Raw genomic sequence first — 17,679 nt, 5'->3', positions numbered from 1 at the left:
TTGTGATAAGAATTCGTTGCTGAAGCTCAAGAAATTAGCATTTCAATAAAATCTGTAAACAAAAAATCCTGCTTTTGTTAAACAAAAGCAGGATTCCTTATATCACTATTGATGTAGCTTATATTACTTGGCGATATTTACAGCCCTGGTTTCCCTAATTACCGTGATCTTTACCTGTCCTGGATAAGTCATATCTGTCTGGATTTTTTGAGAAATTTCAAACGAAAGATTTGCCGCTTTATCATCGGTAACTTTTTCGCTTTCCACGATCACTCGCAGTTCCCTACCTGCCTGGATAGCATATGCTTTTTTAACTCCGTTAAACCCAAAAGCAATATCTTCAAGATCCTTCAATCTTTGGATGTATGAGTCAAGGACCTGTCTCCTTGCTCCTGGTCTCGCGCCGCTAATAGCATCGCAAACCTGAACAATTGGCGAGAGTAAAGAATTCATTTCTATTTCGTCATGGTGAGCTCCAATAGCGTTACAAACATCTGGTTTCTCACCAAATTTCTCTGCCCACTGCATTCCTAAAATGGCGTGTGGCACTTCAGTTTCAGCATCGGGTACTTTACCAATATCGTGCAGTAATCCTGCCCTTTTTGCAAGTTTTGGGTTAAGACCTAGTTCCGCAGCCATTACTCCACAAAGCTTCGCCACTTCGCGTGAATGCTGTAACAGGTTTTGACCGTATGAAGAACGATATTTCATTCTTCCAACTATTCTTATTAATTCAGGATGCAAACCGTGGATACCGAGGTCTATCACCGTTCGTTTTCCTACTTCAATGATCTCCTCTTCAATTTGTTTTGTGGTTTTCTTCACCACTTCCTCGATTCTGGCAGGGTGAATTCTACCATCTGTAACTAATTTATGAAGGGATAAACGTGCTACTTCTCGTCTCACGGAATCAAAACAGGACAGAATAATGGCTTCAGGGGTGTCATCCACTATTATTTCCACGCCGGTGGCTGCTTCAATCGCACGTATGTTCCTACCTTCTCTACCAATAATGCGCCCTTTAACGTCATCACTTTCCAGGTTGAAAACAGAAACACAATTATCAATAGCCTCTTCTGTCCCAATGCGTTGAATGGTATTGATGATGATCTTTTTAGCTTCCTGTTGGGCTGTAAGTTTAGCCTCTTCAATAGTGTCCTGCACCAAAGCCATGGCATCTGCTTTTGCAGCGTCCTTCAGGGATTCCACAAGTTGGGCTTTGGCCTCTTCTCCCGAAAGTCCGGAGATCACTTCCAGTTGCTGTACTTTACTATTGTGAAGCTTTTCGATTTCCTCCTGCTTCTTTTCAAGAAACTCATTACGATGGTTGTAATCTTCGATCTTAGCTTCGAGATCTTTGTTTAAGTTCTTATTTTTCGCCAGTTCACTGGAAACCTGGGATTCTTTATCCCTAATCCTTTTTTCGGCATCAGCGATCTTCTTATCTCTCCCCAGAATAACCTTTTCGTGTTCCGCTTTAAGTTCAATGAATTTTTCTTTTGCCTGTAGAATCTTGTCTTTTTTCGTGCTTTCAGCCTCCTGCTTTGCTTCCTTGAGGATTCCTGCGGCAGATTTTTTAGCCCGTTGAATAATTTTAGAAGCCTTTTTCCTTTCTAGCATCTTTGCAATGGCAAAGCCTATTCCAAGACCAATTAGAACCGAAAGGATAATTATAGTAGTTGTTTCCATATGTTAGTTTATATATATAAAAAAAGCCTGCATTAGTATGGTTTTGTATAAACTCTTTAAAATCACGTTTAGGGCTAACAAGCTGATCAAGTATCCGCTCGAAGACGGCTCGCTTTTACAACTTAAACTCACCCTTTTTAAAGAATTGGTGTTGAGTTTATCAAAAAAAATAACTAATACAGGCAGTAACCTTAGTTTTATTTAAAGAACGTTAAACCAAATGCTCCTGAAGCAATTCGTCGAGATTCCTCAACTTATCTTCAGCCATAAGAATTTCGCTTTTAGTATTTATGTCTTTTTGCTCGGTTTGGGCGGCAAACTGCAAGGCGCACATAGCCAGCACATCCTGCTTATCCCTAACAGCATAACTCTGTTCGAATTGCTTAATCATACCTTCAATCTTTTTTGCAGCCTTGCGCAGCCCTTCTTCCTGGTCTGGATGAATTGTAAGCGGGTATACCCTGTCTGCTATTGAAAGCTTTATTTTAAGCGCGTTAGACATCTTCTCTTCTTATTCGGAAAGTTGAACTATACACTGGTCAATTTCCCTTATCAAGCCGTTTATCTTAAGCTTGGTTTCTTTTTTATAATCATTACTGCCCAGCAAAGCATTTGCTGCTTTAAGAGTCTGGATGCGTTTATCACTAGATTCCAGATTTTCCTGCAATCGTTGATTTTCCAGCTTTAAGTTGTATACCTCTTCCTGTAAGGATTGATTTTTTTGCTTTAGCACCTTATGGTCCTGTAGCAACTTTACAACCTTACTTTCAAGACTACCAACTATTTCAGATAAATTCCTCATTAAAGCTATTCGTGCTGCTAATCCCTACAAAGTTAACATACCTTCCCAAATAACACAATATTTTGAGTTCAAATTTTTAGCAATTGTTAACAGAAAAAATAAACTCCTCAGTCGCAAGGGTTTAATTTTTGATGCTATATTGCCTATCTTTGACACACTACTTAAAACCCCATTTTTGACCATCTATGAGAATTCTTGTTGTTTTTTTAATAAGCCTCTACACCCTTACATCTTACTCCCAAAGCGAACTCCCACAGGATTATTTTCAGGATCCTCTGGATGTAGACCTGGTTTTATCAGGGACTTTTGGAGAACTAAGATCAAACCATTTTCACAGTGGACTCGATATTAAAACGCAGCAACGGGAAGGACTTCCAGTGTACGCTTCTGCAGAAGGTTTTATAAGCCGCATCAACATTTCTCACTACGGTTATGGAAAAGCACTTTACATTCAACATCCTAACGGCTACACCACCGTATACGGACACCTGCAAAAACTTTCTCCCGAAATTGAAGCTTACATAAAAAAGCGGCAGTACGAACGGGAAAGTTATGAAATTGAAGTCTTTCCTTCTGCCGATGAATTGCAGGTGGAACAGGGAGAACTTGTTGCATTTAGTGGCAACACGGGCGGTAGCGGGGGCCCTCACCTTCATTTCGAAATTCGTGATGGGCAGCAACGACCAATGAACCCCATGATGTTCGGAATTGAACTACAGGACAGTCGTGCGCCGCTCGTGAATTCAGTTTTTGTGTATCCTGTAGGTGAAGATGCACACGTTAATAATTCTACAGAAAGACAGAAGCTTAACCTCATCCCTCAAAGCGATGGCTCTTTTAGAGCTGAACAGGTGAATGCCTGCGGCACCATAGGGTTCGGGATTTCAACCGTAGACCAACTAAACGGTGCGCCTAACCGTAACGGAGTATTCCGCATTGAAGCCGTGGCAAATGGAGATAAGATCTTTCAGGCCAACTTTGAGAAATTCTCTTTTTCTGAAACACGACATTTAAATCAGTTGATCGATTATGAATATTACTCGAGGTACAGGAGCAGGGTTCAGAAGTTATTTGTAGAAGAAGGGAATCCATTAAGCATCTACAGCAATGTTTCCAACCAGGGATATATTGATGTAAAAGACAGCATTTCCTATAATTATAGAATTCGGGTAACAGATTTTGCCGGTAACGAGCGCCTTGTCACTATTCCCATAGAAGGAAAAATGCCCCAGAACATGACCGCTCCGAAAAAAATAGAAACCGATTATTTCGTAAATTCAGAAGAAGCTACTGCTTTTGAAGCAAACGGAATAGATGTTTACATTCCCAAAAATAGTCTTTATCAGGATACTTTTTTGGATGTCACTTTTGAAGATGAAAAGGTGAAATTACACCAGGATGATACGCCAATTCACAGCAATATTACCATTGGTTTTGATGTAAGTAAATACAAACCCGAAGACCGGGAACAAATGTTCATTGCAAGATTAAGTTCCAATGGAAATCTCATTTATTCCACTACTTATAAGGAAGGCGATAGATTTACCACCAAAACCCGCACTTTTGGAGAATATACGCTGGGCCGGGATACAAATGCGCCGAGAGTGAGCGCTGTAAACTTCAACGAGGGGCAATGGATCTCCAATAATGATGATCTAAAAGTGAGAATTTCTGATGATCTCTCCGGAATTAAAGAATATCGCGCCACTGTGAACGGAAAATTCATTTTAATGGAATATGAATATAAGAAAAACCTGCTCACACATAACTTTAGCGACGGAGTTGTCACCGAGACCGAGAATCACCTGAAGGTAGAAGTAACAGATAATGTAGGCAACACCACCGTTCTGGAAAGGACCTTTTTCAGAAAAGAATAAAGAAGTGCAAAAATGCCATTTTTGGATCTTTAGCAGCCAAAGAGTCTAAAAATGTCTTTGACTGAACATCTAAAAATGGCATTTTTCAAATAAATTCTTTTGCTAGAAAAAACCTTAACAGAGATTACTTAAAAAGATGCTTCCGAAAGATGTTTTATGAGGTTTTTATTTTTCTATAAATTCTTTCAGTACCTCGACAACGTATTCAATTTCCTCTTTTGTGTTGTATCTCGAAAATGAAAACCGCAAAGAAGGTTTTTTCAAGTCTTCTTCAGATAAAAAAGCGTTCAAAACATGAGACCCACCTTCACTTCCACTCTGGCAGGCGCTTCCTTTTGAGCAGGCAATACCTTTAAGATCCAGTTGGAACAATAACATCATCGCCTTTTCTTCAGAAATTGGTAAACATACATTAACAAGCGTATACGTACTGTTTTCAAAATCGTCACAGGAACCGTTAAGTTTTACTCCGGGAATTTCCTTTTGAATAAGGTCCACGAAATGCCTTTTTAGAGAGGTGATATATTCGCGTTCCTCTGCAAGATTTTGGTAAGACAGTTTTAGGGCTTCTTCGAGCCCTACAATATTATGAACGGCCTCTGTTCCCGCTCTAAAACCACGCTCCTGCTCTCCTCCAAAGATGAGTGGTTGCAATCCGCTGTTCTTGCGGATAAAAGCAAAACCCACCCCTTTGGGACCATGGAATTTATGAGCGCTAACGGCTGTGAAATCAATATGGATCTCACTTAGATCAAGGTCAAAATGTCCTACAGATTGCACTGTGTCGCTATGAAAAAGTGCTTTATGTTTTTGACATAGTTCACCCACTTTTTTAATATTCAGCAGGTTTCCTACTTCATTATTCACGTGCATGAGACTAACCAGGGTTTTTTCTTCTGAAGAGGAAAGCAGTTCCTCTAAATGATCCAGATCCTGGTTTCCGCAGTCGTCAAGTTTAAGGTATTCAACCTTAATATCATATTCTTCCTTTAATTGATCAATGGTGTAAAGCACGGCGTGATGTTCAATCTTGGAGGTGATGATGCGCTTTACTTCAAGGTCACGTACCGCACTGTTAAGAACCAGGTTATCTGCCTCGGTCCCACCAGAGGTGAAAATAATTTCTGAAGGAGCCACTTTTAGAAAACCTGCTACAGTTTTACGCGCCTGCTCAATCAGCGTTTTCGCCGAACGTCCAAAGGAGTGAATGGAAGAAGGATTCCCATAGGTTTCCTTCATGATTTCTGCCATTTTAGTAATTACTTCTTCCCGAATTTGGGTAGTTGCTGCGTTGTCCAGATACACTTTTTTCATGGGCTCAAAATTAATACAAATAAAATTATTTGAAAGAAGAGTCGGTATAAAGTGTGATTTACTTTAATTTTGTTTCAAATCTTTTTCATGAAAAATTATTTTTTTGCTCTCTGTGCTGTTTTAATGCTGGCATCCTGCGATGATGGGGAAATCATCGTTACCAACTTTCAGTTTGAAGAAAATAATTTTGAGTGGTGTTCGGGCCCAGATGATACGCAGGTTTTTTTTAAAATCAATAATGATCTTTCAAATGAAGCCATTGCTGTCATTTTTGAATTAGAACCTTTTTCAGATGATTTTCTTCTGGAGCCACTTTCAGAAGATGATGTTTTCCTGGTCGAGGCTATAGATGAAAGAAGAATTCCCTTAAATTCAGAAAATGAAGTGGTCTATAGAACATTTAATGGAGATGTGGGCGATAATTATTTCTGTAATGAAATTCCTCCTACCTCGCCCGGTGTTTTAGATGAATACAGAAGTACATCAGGAGGAGAAATTGTTATTTACAGCAGCCTTAACAATTTATTGGATCTTGACAGGGACGGCGTTCCCACAGAAATGGAAAATGCGGTTATTGCTGATTATTATGTCACTATTGACGATGTAGAATACCCGGATACAGACAACGACGGAATTCCAAATTATCTGGATATTGATGATGATGGAGATAATGTTTCTACGAGCGAAGAGATAGCTGTGGAAGCGGAAAATACTGCATCAGATTTGCCCGATACTGACGGAGACGGAATTCCAAACTACCTTGACAACGATGACGATGGTGACGGCACTTTAACCATTTTTGAAGACTGGGATGAAGATGGCGACCCTACAGATGACCTAAATGACGAGGGCGTTCCTTATTATCTCAACCCTGAAATTTTACAGGCTTTTGATGCAGAACCTTCTACGTCTAATGAAATTACAATAAGCTATAGATATACCGTTTTTATCGAAGATCTTACGTTGTCAAGACAAAGTGACGGAGAGCAAATTCGTCTTAATACTTACGATTTCGGGTTTAGAGATTCGGGCACAGATGTGATAGATCTTTTTGAATTACCGGAAGAAGATGGAGACGGTGAAGAAGAGGAAGAAGCTGAAGAATAAAAATTATGCGTTCTGAAAAATATATACTTCAGTAGCACCCAACCCATATTTTTGATAATCGGCGTCGTAATACTTTAAATTCTCATAGCGGTTGAATAAGGTTTCAAGTTCCGCGCGCAATACTCCTTCTCCTACTCCGTGAATAAAAACCACTTTTTGTATTCTCCTGTTCATCGCAAATTCCAGCTGGCGTTTTGCGGTATCAAGTTGAATGCTTAGCATATCATAATTTGACATTCCCCTGCTATTGTTGACCAACTTATGAATATGCAGGTCGACCTCCATGGGAGGTACATTGCGTTCTTTGGGCTTCACCCGTCTTGCCTTTTTCTTTTTAAAAGCTTCTTTTTCTTTTAAAGCTTCAGAAATTTCCCTGAAATTGCCGGGCACCAGTTCCTGTGGCGCTTCTATTTTCACCAGTTCATCTTCATTAAAATCCAGCATAAAACCTTCAGAAGTTTCGATGGTTACTACACCTCTATCCAGAGAAATCACTCTGCCTTCGAGATCCTCGTCCAGTACAGCTATCTTATCACCAGGTTTAAGCATCACGATCATTTTTTCCATCGCCGGCATCTTCATTGTTCTTATGGTCATCTTTTGTCTCTACCCAATAATTAGTAGCACGATAAAGCCCGAACATGAGAAAAACCAGCCCAAGAATCATGATGTACACGTTTTTTTCCTGGATAGCGATTTGAAAAACCAGCAAACCTCCTCCTATAATGATCAACAATGAATTAATAACCTGAGAATTCATATTTATACAATTACCTGTTTGTCAATGTTATAATATTCCTAAAATAAGAATATTGTCTAAAAAACATCTAAATTTGAACAAAGCTCGGGAAAATGCAAAAATTATTCAGCCTTATTCTTACATTATTTATGGTGAATATTTGCTTTTCGCAACTTACCGTAAAGCCCACAGCTTCCGGAAAAAGTAATTTTTTGTACGTCAAGGACGAGCTGCTCTTTGTTGAAGGACCAGTAGGCCTTTATAAAAACACCGGCAACCCTAATACAGAAGCCAGTCTATACTTAAGAGAAGAAGCACAATTACTACAAGGAGAAAGCGGCAATACCTTTAATCATGGAGATGGTTTACTCTCGGTGTTTCAGGAAGGGACAAGCAACGCTTATGATTATAATTACTGGTCTTCACCAGTTGGAAATGACTTCCTGAGCAATGGTTTATTTGGGATCAGTATGTTATTTGCTCCAGAATCTGAAACCAAAAGCTCTCAGGCGATTTCTGTAAACACTTTGGATGGCACTGCCCATCCATTAAAAATTTCGAGCCAATGGCTTTTCGTCTACACGGGCACCAGCTATACGGACTGGCAGCATGTGGGGAATCAAACGATCATTCAGGCCGGTCACGGCTTTACCATGAAAGGTGTCAACGGAAAAGATCCTACTGTTGTAAACGGCAGAGAGAATAATCCCGGGAACAGCCAACGTTATGATTTTCGAGGAAGACCGCACAACGGCAACATTTTACTTTTTACAACCCCCGGAACAAACATGCTTATAGGAAACCCCTATCCTTCCGCACTGGATTTAAGCCTTTTTTTGCTGGAGAATTCTGGTACAGGAACTTTAACCACCACTTGTTACGGTGAAATAACTCGAAAAAATGCCATTTCCGGGGTTGCTTATTTTTGGGATTCCAAAGAGAATGGTACCTCCCATAGTTTAGATCAATACGTAGGTGGGTACGGTGCCTTTAGTCCGGTTGACCCCTGCACTGCCGGTATTTATGTAAAGCCTATATTCAAAAAATATGGAGGAGGTTCACCACAACCTCCCGGTCTTCCTGCTTCTAAACATTATGACCGGCGCTTTTCTCCTATTGCACAGGGATTCATGGTAAAAGGAACTACAAACAACACCTTGGAATTCAAGAATAAGCATAGAGTTTACCGTAAAGAAGGGAATTATTCAGATTTTAAAAATGCATCAAATAAAGCATCAGGAGATACCAGAGAGATTGTTGAAATTCCGCAAATATTATTTGACGTAAGCCTGAATGACGCATATGTAAGGCAGTTGTCACTGGCCTTTTGGCCCACAGCCACCAGTAAGACAGATGCAGCTATGGATGCTGCCGCCTATAACCTAGCACCTACAGATGTTGGATTTCTTCAGGACGAAAAGAATTATGTAATAGACATTCGCCCCTTTGATGAAAATGAGGAAATCCCCCTCTTTCTGAAAGTTGAAAAAGAAGATGCCTCTATTAGTATATCTGTAAAAGAACTTCAGAATTTTAGCCCATCTAACATATATCTGTACGATTCTTTCCTGGACATTTACCACGCAATTAAGGAAAACAGCTTTGAACTTGAACTTGAGCCGGGAATATATCACAGCAGGTTTAAAATAACCTTTTTAAACAAAAAGGAAATTCCTGTTGTAGATGATGAAATTGTATATGAAGAGGTGGTAATCTTCCAAAACAATAATCAAAGCCAGCTGGAAATAATAAATACGGCTTTAATTCCTCTTTCTGAAGTTACTGTTTTCGATCTCTCCGGGAAACAGGTCTTTCATAAAAAATTGAGTTCGGAAACCGATTTCATGAGTTTTGGTACCGCACATTTAAGGAATTCCGTTTATCTTGTAAAAATTTTAAACCACGACGGAAGCATAAAAACTCAAAAGATTTCTGTTCGAAACACGCCTTAGTTCTATGGAGGAATTCATGTTGCCCTGTCTCAACAAACAGTTGTTCGGGATTGACTGCCTGGGTTGCGGTGCACAGCGCGCTCTCCTGCTGGTTTTTCAGGGCGAATTTTCTGCAGCTTTTAAGATGTATCCTGCTGTTTATTCTTTACTTTTTCTTACTTTATTCCTCATTGTCAATCTTTTTTATAAATTTAAACATGATTGGTATTTTAAAATCGGACTAATCTTTTTTAATGCGCTTGTTATTATTGTGGCCTACGCCGTTAAGATGAGCCATATGTATAACTAACCAAAACCACTAAAACTATGGAAAGACAATCTGTTCCTAATTCAACACTCATCCTCATTTTTGGAATTCTCTCACTGCTCGCCTGTTGCTGTTATGGTCTTCCCGGTCTCGTTTTTGGGATTGTAGCACTTGTAATGGCTAAAAAAGCAAAAGAAACGTACCTGGAAAATCCGGAACTGTATTCGGGTTACAGTAATGTCAAAACAGGACGCATTCTGTCAATTATAGGAATTGTACTGTCTACACTTTACATTTTGTCACTGGTTGTTTATTTTGCGATCTATGGAATTGAAGGTTACCAGGAAATGCAGGAAGAGATTATGAGAGAATATGGTGGATAAAAAACAAACCCTATATATTAAAAAAGGCTGCCTAAGGCAGCCTTTTTGTTTTTCATAATATTCAGCAAAAATGCTATTTTTCGAACTCCTGTAGTGTTTTTGTAATAATATCAACACATTCGTTCAACTGCTCTTCGTTCATTACCAATGGAGGTGCAAACCGAATGATATTTCCGTGAGTTGGCTTTGCAAGTAATCCATTTTCCTTAAGTTTCATGCAAATATCCCACGCGGTAGAGCTGTCTTCAGAATCATTGATGACAATGGCATTTAAGAGACCTTTACCTCTTACGAGATTCACAATGCTGGATGTGCGGATGAAATCATTCAATTTTCTTCGGAAAAGATGCCCAAGTTTTTCGGCATTTTCGGCCAGATTTTCATCTCTTATCACTTCCAGGGCGGCCATTGCCACCGCACAAGCCACAGGGTTTCCTCCAAAAGTGGAACCGTGTTGCCCGGGCTGAATGACGTCCATCACTTCATTATCTGTAAGCACGGCAGAGACCGGATAAACACCTCCTGAAATGGCTTTTCCAAGGATTAATACATCAGGCTTTATTTCCTCATGATCTACAGCCAGTAATTTACCGGTTCTGGCAATTCCAGTTTGTACTTCATCTGCAATGAAAAGAATATTGTGCTTCTCACACAATTCTTTCGCTCTCGTCAAGAATCCTTCAGAAGGAACATAGACACCGGCTTCTCCCTGGATTGGCTCTACCAGGAATCCGGCAATGTTATCATTGTTTTTAAGCACTTCCTCAAGCGCATCTGGATCATCATAAGGGATCTTTAGAAATCCCGGAGTATATGGGCCAAAATTCTTTCGGGCACCTTCATCATTTGAAAAAGAAATAATAGTAGTCGTTCTTCCGTGGAAATTATTTTCACAAACCACGATCTGCGCTTCAGTCTCTTTGACCCCTTTTCTTTCATAAGCCCACTTACGGGCAATTTTTATCGCCGTTTCAACAGCTTCTGCTCCCGTATTCATTGGCAACAGCTTATCGAAGTTAAAATACTCGGTAGCAAATTTTTCATACTTTCCAAGCACATCATTATGAAAAGCCCTGGAAGTAAGGGTAAGAGTTTCGGCCTGACGGGTCATGGCTCCAACAATTTTAGGGTGACAATGCCCCTGGTTCACCGCAGAATAAGCCGAAAGAAAATCGTAGTATTTCTTTCCTTCCACATCCCAGACATGTACACCTTCCCCACGCTCAAGTACTACCGGTAAAGGGTGGTAATTGTGGGCTCCATGCTTATCTTCTAACTGGATAGCTTCTTCGGAAGTTATTTTTTCTGAAATCGACATTTTTTGATTTTTAAACATTATTAAAAAGTAATTCCTGCTTTCCTAACCACACATTTTGGAAGCATTTGGAGGAGAGAAATCATCCCAAATTCAGAAGTCGCAAATTACTAAATGTTTGGCGAATTTTTCAATGCAAGCCCTATTAAATCCAGGGCATTTATCCTATTTTTGCGCTATGGCAAGAAAGAAAAGAAATAAAGAATTTAAGGAGCTTTCGGTGATTGATGCCGGGGCAAAAGGAAAGAGTATCGCAAAGGCACCAGATGGCAAGGTGATTTTCATTAATAATGCAGTACCGGGTGATGTGGTAGACGTACAAACCACGAGAAAAAAAAGAGCTTATTATGAAGGTACTGCCACCAATTTTCATGAATATTCAGATAAACGTGTAGAACCACCCTGCATACACTTTAGCGTATGCGGCGGGTGCAAATGGCAGTTCATGGGGTATGAACACCAGCTTTACTACAAACAGAAGGAGGTGACCAACAACCTCACCCGCCTCGGCAAAATAGAACTTCCGGAAGTCACTCCTATTCTTGGCTCTAAAGAAATCTATTTCTATCGCAATAAAATGGAATTCTCCTTCAGCGACAGCCGCTGGCTTACTCAGGAAGAAATTCAAAGCGGAAGGGATATAGAAAATCGTAATGCGCTGGGATTTCATATTCCGGGGATGTGGGATAAGATCCTGGATATAAAAGAATGTCACCTGCAACAGGCGCCGAGTAACGGAATTAGAAATAAAGTAAAAGAATTTGCCATAGCAAATGAAATTCCCTTTTTCAATACGCGAGAACAAAAAGGGATGTTGCGAACCCTTATGATTCGAACTTCTACCACTGGTGAGATCATGGTGCTTATTCAGTTTTTTGAAGAGGATAAACAGAAAAGAGAACTGCTACTCGATTTTATGATCAGGGAATTTCCGCAAATCACTTCGCTCCAGTATGTCATTAACCCAAAAGGAAACGATACTATTTATGATCAGGAGGTGCTTTGTTACCACGGAAACGATCACATATTCGAAGAAATGGAAGGCCTGAAATTCAAAATAAATGCCAAGTCATTTTACCAGACGAATTCCAAACAAGCTTACGAACTGTACAAAATAGCACGTGACTTTGCAGATCTTTCAGGAAATGAACTGGTGTACGACTTGTATACAGGAACCGGAACCATTGCCCAGTTTGTCGCTGCGAAAGCAAAAAAAGTTGTTGGTGTGGAGGCAGTGCCCGAAGCCATTGAAGATGCAAAAGAAAATGCCAGGAACAATAATATCACCAACACCGAGTTCTTTGCAGGGGACATGAAAAAGGTATTTACAGCCGACTTTATTAATAGGCATGGACAACCAGATGTGATCATTACAGATCCTCCCCGCGATGGAATGCACAAAGATGTAGTTGCACAAATTATTGGTATCTTGCCAAAGCGCATCGTTTATGTAAGTTGTAATTCGGCCACACAGGCGCGCGATCTTGCCCTGCTGGACGAGCATTACAAGGTAACAAAAGTGCAGGCCGTAGATATGTTTCCACAGACCTTTCATGTGGAAAACGTAGTTTGCTTAGAAAAAAGAGTATGAAAAAACTGAAGAACTTTTTGCTGCCACTTCTTCTTTGTTTGGTCTTTTTAAATTGTCAAAAAGATGATATTTGTCCCGAAGGAACTGAAGTTACCCCTCTTCTAATCATTGAATTTTATGATGATGAAGATGAAGAAACTTTAACTGCAGTCCAGGGTTTGCTTTTACAAGCCATAGGAGAAGAAGACACCCTTTTTGGTCCTGTTACCACGAACAGGATTAGCATACCTCTAAGAACCAATGAAAATGCCACCAGCTACCGCTTTATTAGAAACAGTGGCACCGATACAGAAAATGTAGACACCATTTCCTTTTCATACAATCCCTCTCCAGAATATCTGAATCGCGCCTGCGGATTTGTAGTAAATTATCTGGACATGGATGTAGAAATAATAGAAGATGAAGAAAATTGGATCTTAACAGAATCTGTTGAACAAAACGATATAATAAATGAAACTGAAGACGCCCATATTTTTCTTACTCATTAGCTTTTCCTGGTTGTTTTCTTCGGAAGTAGCTGCACAGGAAAATCGACAGGAACCTTTGCAGGATTCGTTAAAATACAGGGAAAAATATGGATTAAGAGTAGGTATTGATATTTCAAAACCTATTCGCAGCATGTTTGATGAAGATTACCGCGGGCTCGAAGTGAAAGGCGATTACCGCATTTATAAAAATTATTATCTCGCTGCAGAATTGGGGAATGAAAAAGACCGCATTATTGAAGAAAATGTTACTGCAAGCGCGAACGGAAGCTACATAAAACTTGGTGCAGATTATAACGTTTACGAGAACTGGAGAGGAATGCAAAATCTTATCTATGTAGGTCTGCGCTATGCGTTTTCTTCCTTTACTTCAGAACTGGAAAGTTACTCCATTTATACACGTGACCCCTATTTTGAAAGGGATACAAGAATAGAAACTCAGGAATACAGTAATTTAACGGCAAACTGGCTGGAATTTCAATTGGGAATCAAAGTAGAGGTATTGAACAATCTTTACCTGGGAACACATGTGGAATTGAAGCGCCGCCTTGGCCAGTCCACTCCCGGAAATTTCGACAATCTCTACATTCCGGGATTTCACCGCACTTATGATGGAAGTTCTATAGGCGTAGGATATGGTTATTCCATCTCCTACCTGATTCCGTTATACAAATTATAAAGATTTTAGAAATCAATTCTTTTTTGCCTTTTTTGAGCCTTCATAGATCTCATACTTTAGCAGCTTGGACTCCAAAGCACCGTTATAAAGCTTGATTTTTCTGGAAGGACGTAAACCAACATGTTTTATCGCTTCAAGATTGGAAGTGATGAACCAGGATTGAGTTCCAGGGAAATTTTGCTTCAGGGTATCACCTATTGCTTTGTAAAATACCGGCATATCGATGTTTAGCCTTTCCCCATACGGCGGATTGAACACCATATGCAGGTGACGCTCAGTAGTCTTTTCACTTTCAAAGAAATCCTGCTGCTCCACGGTGATAAATTCAGATAAATTGGCATTATCTATATTGTCCTGCGCCTTTCTGATGGCAGAAGGAGCTTTGTCATATCCCTTTATTGTAAAATGGAAATCTCGCATCTTCTTTAAAACGGAAGCTTCAATTTTTTCGAATAGATCTTCATCCCAGTCCTGCCACTTTTCAAAAGCAAATTCTTTCCTGTTTAAGTTCGGCGGAATATTACAAGCGATCATTGCTGCTTCAATAAGAATGGTTCCACTACCGCACATTGGATCAAGGAAATCACATTGCCCGTCCCAGCCCGAAAGTAAAAGCATTCCTGCAGCCAAAACTTCGTTTATAGGCGCAATATTAGTTGCCGACTTATAACCGCGCTTGTGCAGGGATTGGCCGGAACTGTCAAGCGAAACGGTACAATTATTTTTTTCAATATGAATATTCAGTCGCAAAGTGGGAAAATCAAGATCGATTCCCGGTCTTTTTCCATACTTGTCTCTAAAACGGTCTACAATAGCATCTTTAGACTTTAATGCAACGTACTTGGAATGCGTAAATCTATCTGAATGTACAGTAGCGTCAATGGCTAAAGTATCTGTAGGACCCAGAAGTTCTTCCCAGTTTATTTTATAAATCTCTTTGTAAAGATCTTCTTCCGAATATACTTTAAAAGAAGCATAAGGTTTCAGGATTTTTATGGCTGTTCTTAGAGATAAATTTGCCTTGTACATAAAGCCGATGTCGCCATAAAAAGATACAGAACGAACACCTTCCTTCACTTCAATTGCACCTAAATTTCTTAATTCTTTAGCAAGTACCGGCTCAAATCCGTAGAGCGTTTTTGCCAACATTTTAAAATTATTTCCCATAAGATCATTCCTCTGAGAGGCAAAAATACGTTAATTTTGCCCGATATGACAAAAACAGGAAAAAACTGGTTTTCTTCGTGGTTCAACACGCCTTACTACCACATTTTGTACAGGGATCGCGGCTATGAAGAAGCCGGATTTTTTATGAAAAAACTCACTAATTTCCTTGATCTGAAACCTAACGCGAAGATCCTTGATCTCGCTTGTGGAAAAGGCAGGCATTCCATTTTTTTAAATCAATTAGGTTTTAATGTAACGGGAGTAGATCTCTCCCTGAATAGCATTGCGTTTGCCAAACAATTCGAAAACAGCAGTTTGAATTTTGAGGTTCATGATATGTGTAAACCAATGGATACGAAATTTGATGCGGTTTTAAACCTTTTTACTAGTTTTGGATATTTTCATGAAGAAGAAGATAATTTCCGCACCATCCAGGCAATAAAGGCTGAAACAGCCTGCAACGGTTACGGAGTCATAGATTTTATGAATGTAGAAAAGGTAATTTCAAGTCTTGTACCTTCTGAAGTCAAAACTGTGAAAGGAATAGAATTCCATATCACCCGAACCTTCCAGAATGGTTACATCTTCAAGAATATTTCTTTTCAGGATAGAGGAGAAAGTTTTAATTACACCGAAAAAGTCAAAGCCCTCACCCTTAAACATTTTAAAAAATATTTTGATCGTGCAGGAATAACTTTGTTGCATTGCTTTGGAAATTATCACCTTGAAAATTTCTCAGAAATAGAATCAGATCGTCTTATCCTGATTTTTCGCTAATGATATATCTACTCCCTATATTATCTGTCTTTATTGGCTTTTTAACTGCACTATTTTTAAGACCCAGAAATCAACTCGGGTTGAAATTATTACTTGCTTTTAGTGGAGCCTATCTTTTATCTGTAACCGTTTTTGAATTTCTTCCAGATGTTTATGGGTCCGGCAATGCTCATGTGGGCATTCTTATCATGGCCGGGATTCTAGTTCAAATATTGCTCGAATTCCTATCACGCGGTGCTGAACACGGGCACCTGCATCATGATGAGAACAGCACAAAATTTCCCTGGTTACTACTACTAAGTCTCTGTGCACACTCTTTATTGGAAGGATTTCCATTGAACGAGAGGGAACACCTGTTGCACGGAGTTGTTTTACATAAAATACCTGTGGCTGTTATTCTTGCCAGCTTTTTAATAAAATCAAATATCAATAAGACCAAAACCGGGATCTTCCTCATATTTTTTGCGCTTATGACTCCGTTGGGCAGTTGGTTAAACCATACATTTGAGACATTGCAGAAATATGAAGTTTCCATAAATGCAGTTGTAATAGGTATTTTTCTTCATATTTCGACAACGATCATTTTTGAGGCTTCAAAAAATCACAAGTTCAATGCAGGGAAATTACTGGCCATCATCGCCGGAATAATACTTGCCTACTTTGCATGATGCTTCAAAAATGATGTTTAAATCGTCCTTTTCGAGAAGATAATTTCTTTATATTTTAAACTAAAATGTACAGTCGCGAAGAATCAAAAAAAATACGTCAGGAATTCTGGATCAGCTTCGGAAAAAACTATCCCCGAAAATGGCTTTTATACAATACCAGGATAAAAGACCTCAGTCTCAAATTTGATTTCACCAGGAAGTATGCGGAAGTAGCCATAGAAAGCACGTCTAGTGATGAAGTATTTCGGGAATATTACTATGAAAAGATTCAAAGTCTGCAATCCATTTTAAAAGAAGACTTTCTTCCTGAAATAATGTTCGATAAAGAATATGAATTAGAGAATGGAAAAGTAATTTCAAGAGCATTTTTACAGAGAGAAAATGTCAACATCCACAATAAAAACGACTGGCCAAGGGTTCAAGAATGGCTAGCTTCAAAAATGGATCTTTTAGAGAGCTTTTTTATAGAATACAGAGATTTCATTGATCAATAGTATTTTTTAAGTTTGGAATATTCATGTCTAACGGAGAATAACGGTTCATCATCAATACGTTTTCAATGATTTTTCAAATCTTAAAGTTCTCTCCTCTTCCTCTACTATATATTTTTACTGCCTTTACCTTTAGAATCTACTGATTTAATTCTAACATTAAAAAAGATGTTTTTCAGTCTTACATTAAAAATTATTTAAACATCAATCTCAGGGCCCTCCTGCGATAGAAAAAGCAATACTTGATTTACGATAAAAGTTCCTTTACTAGGCAGTTCTCTCTAGGTATTTCTCTTCTTTTTGTTTCACTTTACTCCATAAAAAAACCCTTCATCAAATTCATGATGAAGGGTTTAAAAAAAAGGCGGCGACATACTCTCCCACGAGATGCAGTAC

The 17,679-nt window shown here is 39.2% G+C and carries 19 protein-coding genes and 1 other RNA gene; 11 read left to right on the top strand and 9 right to left on the bottom strand.

What is annotated here, in order from left to right:
* Nucleotides 1-123: 123 nt before the first annotated feature.
* The 4 genes from rny to ACOV1Q_RS05665 all read right to left on the bottom strand — a co-directional run bounded on the left by rny (nucleotide 124) and on the right by ACOV1Q_RS05665 (nucleotide 2,491).
* A complete protein-coding gene (gene rny, locus ACOV1Q_RS05680; protein ID WP_424493422.1) occupies nucleotides 124-1,689 on the bottom strand; it encodes a ribonuclease Y in 1,566 nt (521 codons plus the stop codon).
* Nucleotides 1,690-1,738: 49 nt separating this feature from the next.
* A non-coding RNA gene (ssrS, locus tag ACOV1Q_RS05675) (6S RNA) lies at nucleotides 1,739-1,846 on the bottom strand.
* A 54-nt stretch (nucleotides 1,847-1,900) separates the two neighbouring features.
* Nucleotides 1,901-2,191, bottom strand: a complete 291-nt coding sequence (locus ACOV1Q_RS05670; protein WP_424493421.1) for a cell division protein ZapA — start codon at nucleotides 2,189-2,191, stop codon at nucleotides 1,901-1,903.
* A 9-nt stretch (nucleotides 2,192-2,200) separates the two neighbouring features.
* The gene (locus ACOV1Q_RS05665; RefSeq protein WP_424493420.1) at nucleotides 2,201-2,491 is read right to left on the bottom strand and encodes a hypothetical protein; all 291 of its coding nucleotides are present in this window, start codon (nucleotides 2,489-2,491) and stop codon (nucleotides 2,201-2,203) included.
* A 185-nt stretch (nucleotides 2,492-2,676) separates the two neighbouring features.
* Here ACOV1Q_RS05665 and ACOV1Q_RS05660 point away from each other — a divergent pair, with 185 nt between their 5' ends.
* Entirely contained in the window at nucleotides 2,677-4,368 is a 1,692-nt protein-coding gene (locus tag ACOV1Q_RS05660; protein WP_424493419.1) for a M23 family metallopeptidase, read from the top strand.
* A gap of 165 nt (nucleotides 4,369-4,533) precedes the next feature.
* Here the strand turns inward: ACOV1Q_RS05660 and ACOV1Q_RS05655 are convergent, their stop codons facing one another.
* Nucleotides 4,534-5,682 (bottom strand): cysteine desulfurase family protein, encoded by a 1,149-nt coding sequence (locus ACOV1Q_RS05655; protein WP_424493418.1) that lies wholly within the window; start codon nucleotides 5,680-5,682, stop codon nucleotides 4,534-4,536.
* 87 nt (nucleotides 5,683-5,769) lie between these two features.
* Between ACOV1Q_RS05655 and ACOV1Q_RS05650 the strand changes: the two genes are divergently transcribed.
* Nucleotides 5,770-6,789 carry a hypothetical protein gene (locus ACOV1Q_RS05650; protein ID WP_424493417.1) on the top strand — a complete coding sequence of 340 codons (1,020 nt, stop codon included), beginning with the start codon at nucleotides 5,770-5,772 and terminating at the stop codon, nucleotides 6,787-6,789.
* 3 nt (nucleotides 6,790-6,792) lie between these two features.
* On the opposite strand, the gene ACOV1Q_RS05645 is transcribed toward ACOV1Q_RS05650, so the two are convergent.
* A complete protein-coding gene (locus tag ACOV1Q_RS05645; protein ID WP_424493416.1) occupies nucleotides 6,793-7,386 on the bottom strand; it encodes a DUF8465 domain-containing protein in 594 nt (197 codons plus the stop codon).
* On the bottom strand, nucleotides 7,331-7,549 hold the full coding sequence (locus tag ACOV1Q_RS05640; protein WP_424493415.1) for a hypothetical protein: 219 nt from the start codon (nucleotides 7,547-7,549) through the stop codon (nucleotides 7,331-7,333). Before ACOV1Q_RS05640 ends, ACOV1Q_RS05645 begins: the two co-directional genes overlap by 56 nt.
* Before the next feature lie 92 nt (nucleotides 7,550-7,641).
* Here ACOV1Q_RS05640 and ACOV1Q_RS05635 point away from each other — a divergent pair, with 92 nt between their 5' ends.
* From ACOV1Q_RS05635 to ACOV1Q_RS05625, 3 genes are read left to right on the top strand one after another with little or no spacing between them, the layout of a single operon-like run.
* Nucleotides 7,642-9,480, top strand: a complete 1,839-nt coding sequence (locus ACOV1Q_RS05635) for a T9SS type A sorting domain-containing protein (RefSeq protein ID WP_424493414.1) — start codon at nucleotides 7,642-7,644, stop codon at nucleotides 9,478-9,480.
* A gap of 4 nt (nucleotides 9,481-9,484) precedes the next feature.
* Nucleotides 9,485-9,769 (top strand): DUF2752 domain-containing protein, encoded by a 285-nt coding sequence (locus ACOV1Q_RS05630; RefSeq protein ID WP_424493412.1) that lies wholly within the window; start codon nucleotides 9,485-9,487, stop codon nucleotides 9,767-9,769.
* A gap of 17 nt (nucleotides 9,770-9,786) precedes the next feature.
* Nucleotides 9,787-10,110 (top strand): CCC motif membrane protein, encoded by a 324-nt coding sequence (locus ACOV1Q_RS05625; RefSeq protein WP_424493411.1) that lies wholly within the window; start codon nucleotides 9,787-9,789, stop codon nucleotides 10,108-10,110.
* Nucleotides 10,111-10,183: 73 nt separating this feature from the next.
* Here the strand turns inward: ACOV1Q_RS05625 and rocD are convergent, their stop codons facing one another.
* Nucleotides 10,184-11,428: an ornithine--oxo-acid transaminase gene (rocD, locus tag ACOV1Q_RS05620; protein WP_424493410.1), complete on the bottom strand. Its 1,245-nt coding sequence runs from the start codon at nucleotides 11,426-11,428 to the stop codon at nucleotides 10,184-10,186.
* 175 nt (nucleotides 11,429-11,603) lie between these two features.
* On the opposite strand from rocD, the gene rlmD reads away from it, so the two are divergent.
* The 3 genes from rlmD to ACOV1Q_RS05605 are packed head-to-tail and all read left to right on the top strand — an operon-like array spanning nucleotide 11,604 to nucleotide 14,180.
* Nucleotides 11,604-13,016, top strand: a complete 1,413-nt coding sequence (gene rlmD / locus ACOV1Q_RS05615) for a 23S rRNA (uracil(1939)-C(5))-methyltransferase RlmD (protein WP_424493409.1) — start codon at nucleotides 11,604-11,606, stop codon at nucleotides 13,014-13,016.
* Nucleotides 13,013-13,504 (top strand): DUF6452 family protein, encoded by a 492-nt coding sequence (locus ACOV1Q_RS05610; protein ID WP_424493408.1) that lies wholly within the window; start codon nucleotides 13,013-13,015, stop codon nucleotides 13,502-13,504. The genes rlmD and ACOV1Q_RS05610 overlap by 4 nt, the downstream gene beginning before the upstream one ends.
* A complete protein-coding gene (locus tag ACOV1Q_RS05605; RefSeq protein WP_424493407.1) occupies nucleotides 13,467-14,180 on the top strand; it encodes a DUF6048 family protein in 714 nt (237 codons plus the stop codon). Before ACOV1Q_RS05610 ends, ACOV1Q_RS05605 begins: the two co-directional genes overlap by 38 nt.
* Nucleotides 14,181-14,192: 12 nt before the next feature.
* Here the strand turns inward: ACOV1Q_RS05605 and ACOV1Q_RS05600 are convergent, their stop codons facing one another.
* Nucleotides 14,193-15,347: a THUMP domain-containing class I SAM-dependent RNA methyltransferase gene (locus ACOV1Q_RS05600; protein WP_424493406.1), complete on the bottom strand. Its 1,155-nt coding sequence runs from the start codon at nucleotides 15,345-15,347 to the stop codon at nucleotides 14,193-14,195.
* Between the two features lie 45 nt (nucleotides 15,348-15,392).
* Here ACOV1Q_RS05600 and ACOV1Q_RS05595 point away from each other — a divergent pair, with 45 nt between their 5' ends.
* The 3 genes from ACOV1Q_RS05595 to ACOV1Q_RS05585 all read left to right on the top strand — a co-directional run bounded on the left by ACOV1Q_RS05595 (nucleotide 15,393) and on the right by ACOV1Q_RS05585 (nucleotide 17,286).
* Nucleotides 15,393-16,124 (top strand): class I SAM-dependent methyltransferase, encoded by a 732-nt coding sequence (locus ACOV1Q_RS05595; RefSeq protein ID WP_424493405.1) that lies wholly within the window; start codon nucleotides 15,393-15,395, stop codon nucleotides 16,122-16,124.
* 80 nt (nucleotides 16,125-16,204) lie between these two features.
* Nucleotides 16,205-16,792 (top strand): ZIP family metal transporter, encoded by a 588-nt coding sequence (locus tag ACOV1Q_RS05590; RefSeq protein WP_424493404.1) that lies wholly within the window; start codon nucleotides 16,205-16,207, stop codon nucleotides 16,790-16,792.
* Nucleotides 16,793-16,857: 65 nt separating this feature from the next.
* Complete coding sequence (locus ACOV1Q_RS05585; protein ID WP_424493403.1) at nucleotides 16,858-17,286, top strand: DUF4268 domain-containing protein; 429 nt, start codon at nucleotides 16,858-16,860, stop codon at nucleotides 17,284-17,286.
* Nucleotides 17,287-17,679: the final 393 nt, after the last annotated feature.

Origin of the sequence: Salinimicrobium maris (assembly GCF_049680855.1) — a bacterium.
Taxonomy (GTDB): domain Bacteria; phylum Bacteroidota; class Bacteroidia; order Flavobacteriales; family Flavobacteriaceae; genus Salinimicrobium.
Note: the sequence above shows the minus strand (reverse complement) of the source record. Positions and strands in the feature narration are given on the sequence as shown.

Coding starts and splice junctions, on each gene's coding strand:
- rny (WP_424493422.1), bottom strand. CDS start 1,689: ATGGAAACAACTACTATAATTATCCTTTCGGTTCTAATTGGTCTTGGA.
- ACOV1Q_RS05670 (WP_424493421.1), bottom strand. CDS start 2,191: ATGTCTAACGCGCTTAAAATAAAGCTTTCAATAGCAGACAGGGTATAC.
- ACOV1Q_RS05665 (WP_424493420.1), bottom strand. CDS start 2,491: ATGAGGAATTTATCTGAAATAGTTGGTAGTCTTGAAAGTAAGGTTGTA.
- ACOV1Q_RS05660 (WP_424493419.1), top strand. CDS start 2,677: ATGAGAATTCTTGTTGTTTTTTTAATAAGCCTCTACACCCTTACATCT.
- ACOV1Q_RS05655 (WP_424493418.1), bottom strand. CDS start 5,682: ATGAAAAAAGTGTATCTGGACAACGCAGCAACTACCCAAATTCGGGAA.
- ACOV1Q_RS05650 (WP_424493417.1), top strand. CDS start 5,770: ATGAAAAATTATTTTTTTGCTCTCTGTGCTGTTTTAATGCTGGCATCC.
- ACOV1Q_RS05645 (WP_424493416.1), bottom strand. CDS start 7,386: ATGACCATAAGAACAATGAAGATGCCGGCGATGGAAAAAATGATCGTG.
- ACOV1Q_RS05640 (WP_424493415.1), bottom strand. CDS start 7,549: ATGAATTCTCAGGTTATTAATTCATTGTTGATCATTATAGGAGGAGGT.
- ACOV1Q_RS05635 (WP_424493414.1), top strand. CDS start 7,642: ATGCAAAAATTATTCAGCCTTATTCTTACATTATTTATGGTGAATATT.
- ACOV1Q_RS05630 (WP_424493412.1), top strand. CDS start 9,485: ATGGAGGAATTCATGTTGCCCTGTCTCAACAAACAGTTGTTCGGGATT.
- ACOV1Q_RS05625 (WP_424493411.1), top strand. CDS start 9,787: ATGGAAAGACAATCTGTTCCTAATTCAACACTCATCCTCATTTTTGGA.
- rocD (WP_424493410.1), bottom strand. CDS start 11,428: ATGTCGATTTCAGAAAAAATAACTTCCGAAGAAGCTATCCAGTTAGAA.
- rlmD (WP_424493409.1), top strand. CDS start 11,604: ATGGCAAGAAAGAAAAGAAATAAAGAATTTAAGGAGCTTTCGGTGATT.
- ACOV1Q_RS05610 (WP_424493408.1), top strand. CDS start 13,013: ATGAAAAAACTGAAGAACTTTTTGCTGCCACTTCTTCTTTGTTTGGTC.
- ACOV1Q_RS05605 (WP_424493407.1), top strand. CDS start 13,467: ATGAAACTGAAGACGCCCATATTTTTCTTACTCATTAGCTTTTCCTGG.
- ACOV1Q_RS05600 (WP_424493406.1), bottom strand. CDS start 15,347: ATGGGAAATAATTTTAAAATGTTGGCAAAAACGCTCTACGGATTTGAG.
- ACOV1Q_RS05595 (WP_424493405.1), top strand. CDS start 15,393: ATGACAAAAACAGGAAAAAACTGGTTTTCTTCGTGGTTCAACACGCCT.
- ACOV1Q_RS05585 (WP_424493403.1), top strand. CDS start 16,858: ATGTACAGTCGCGAAGAATCAAAAAAAATACGTCAGGAATTCTGGATC.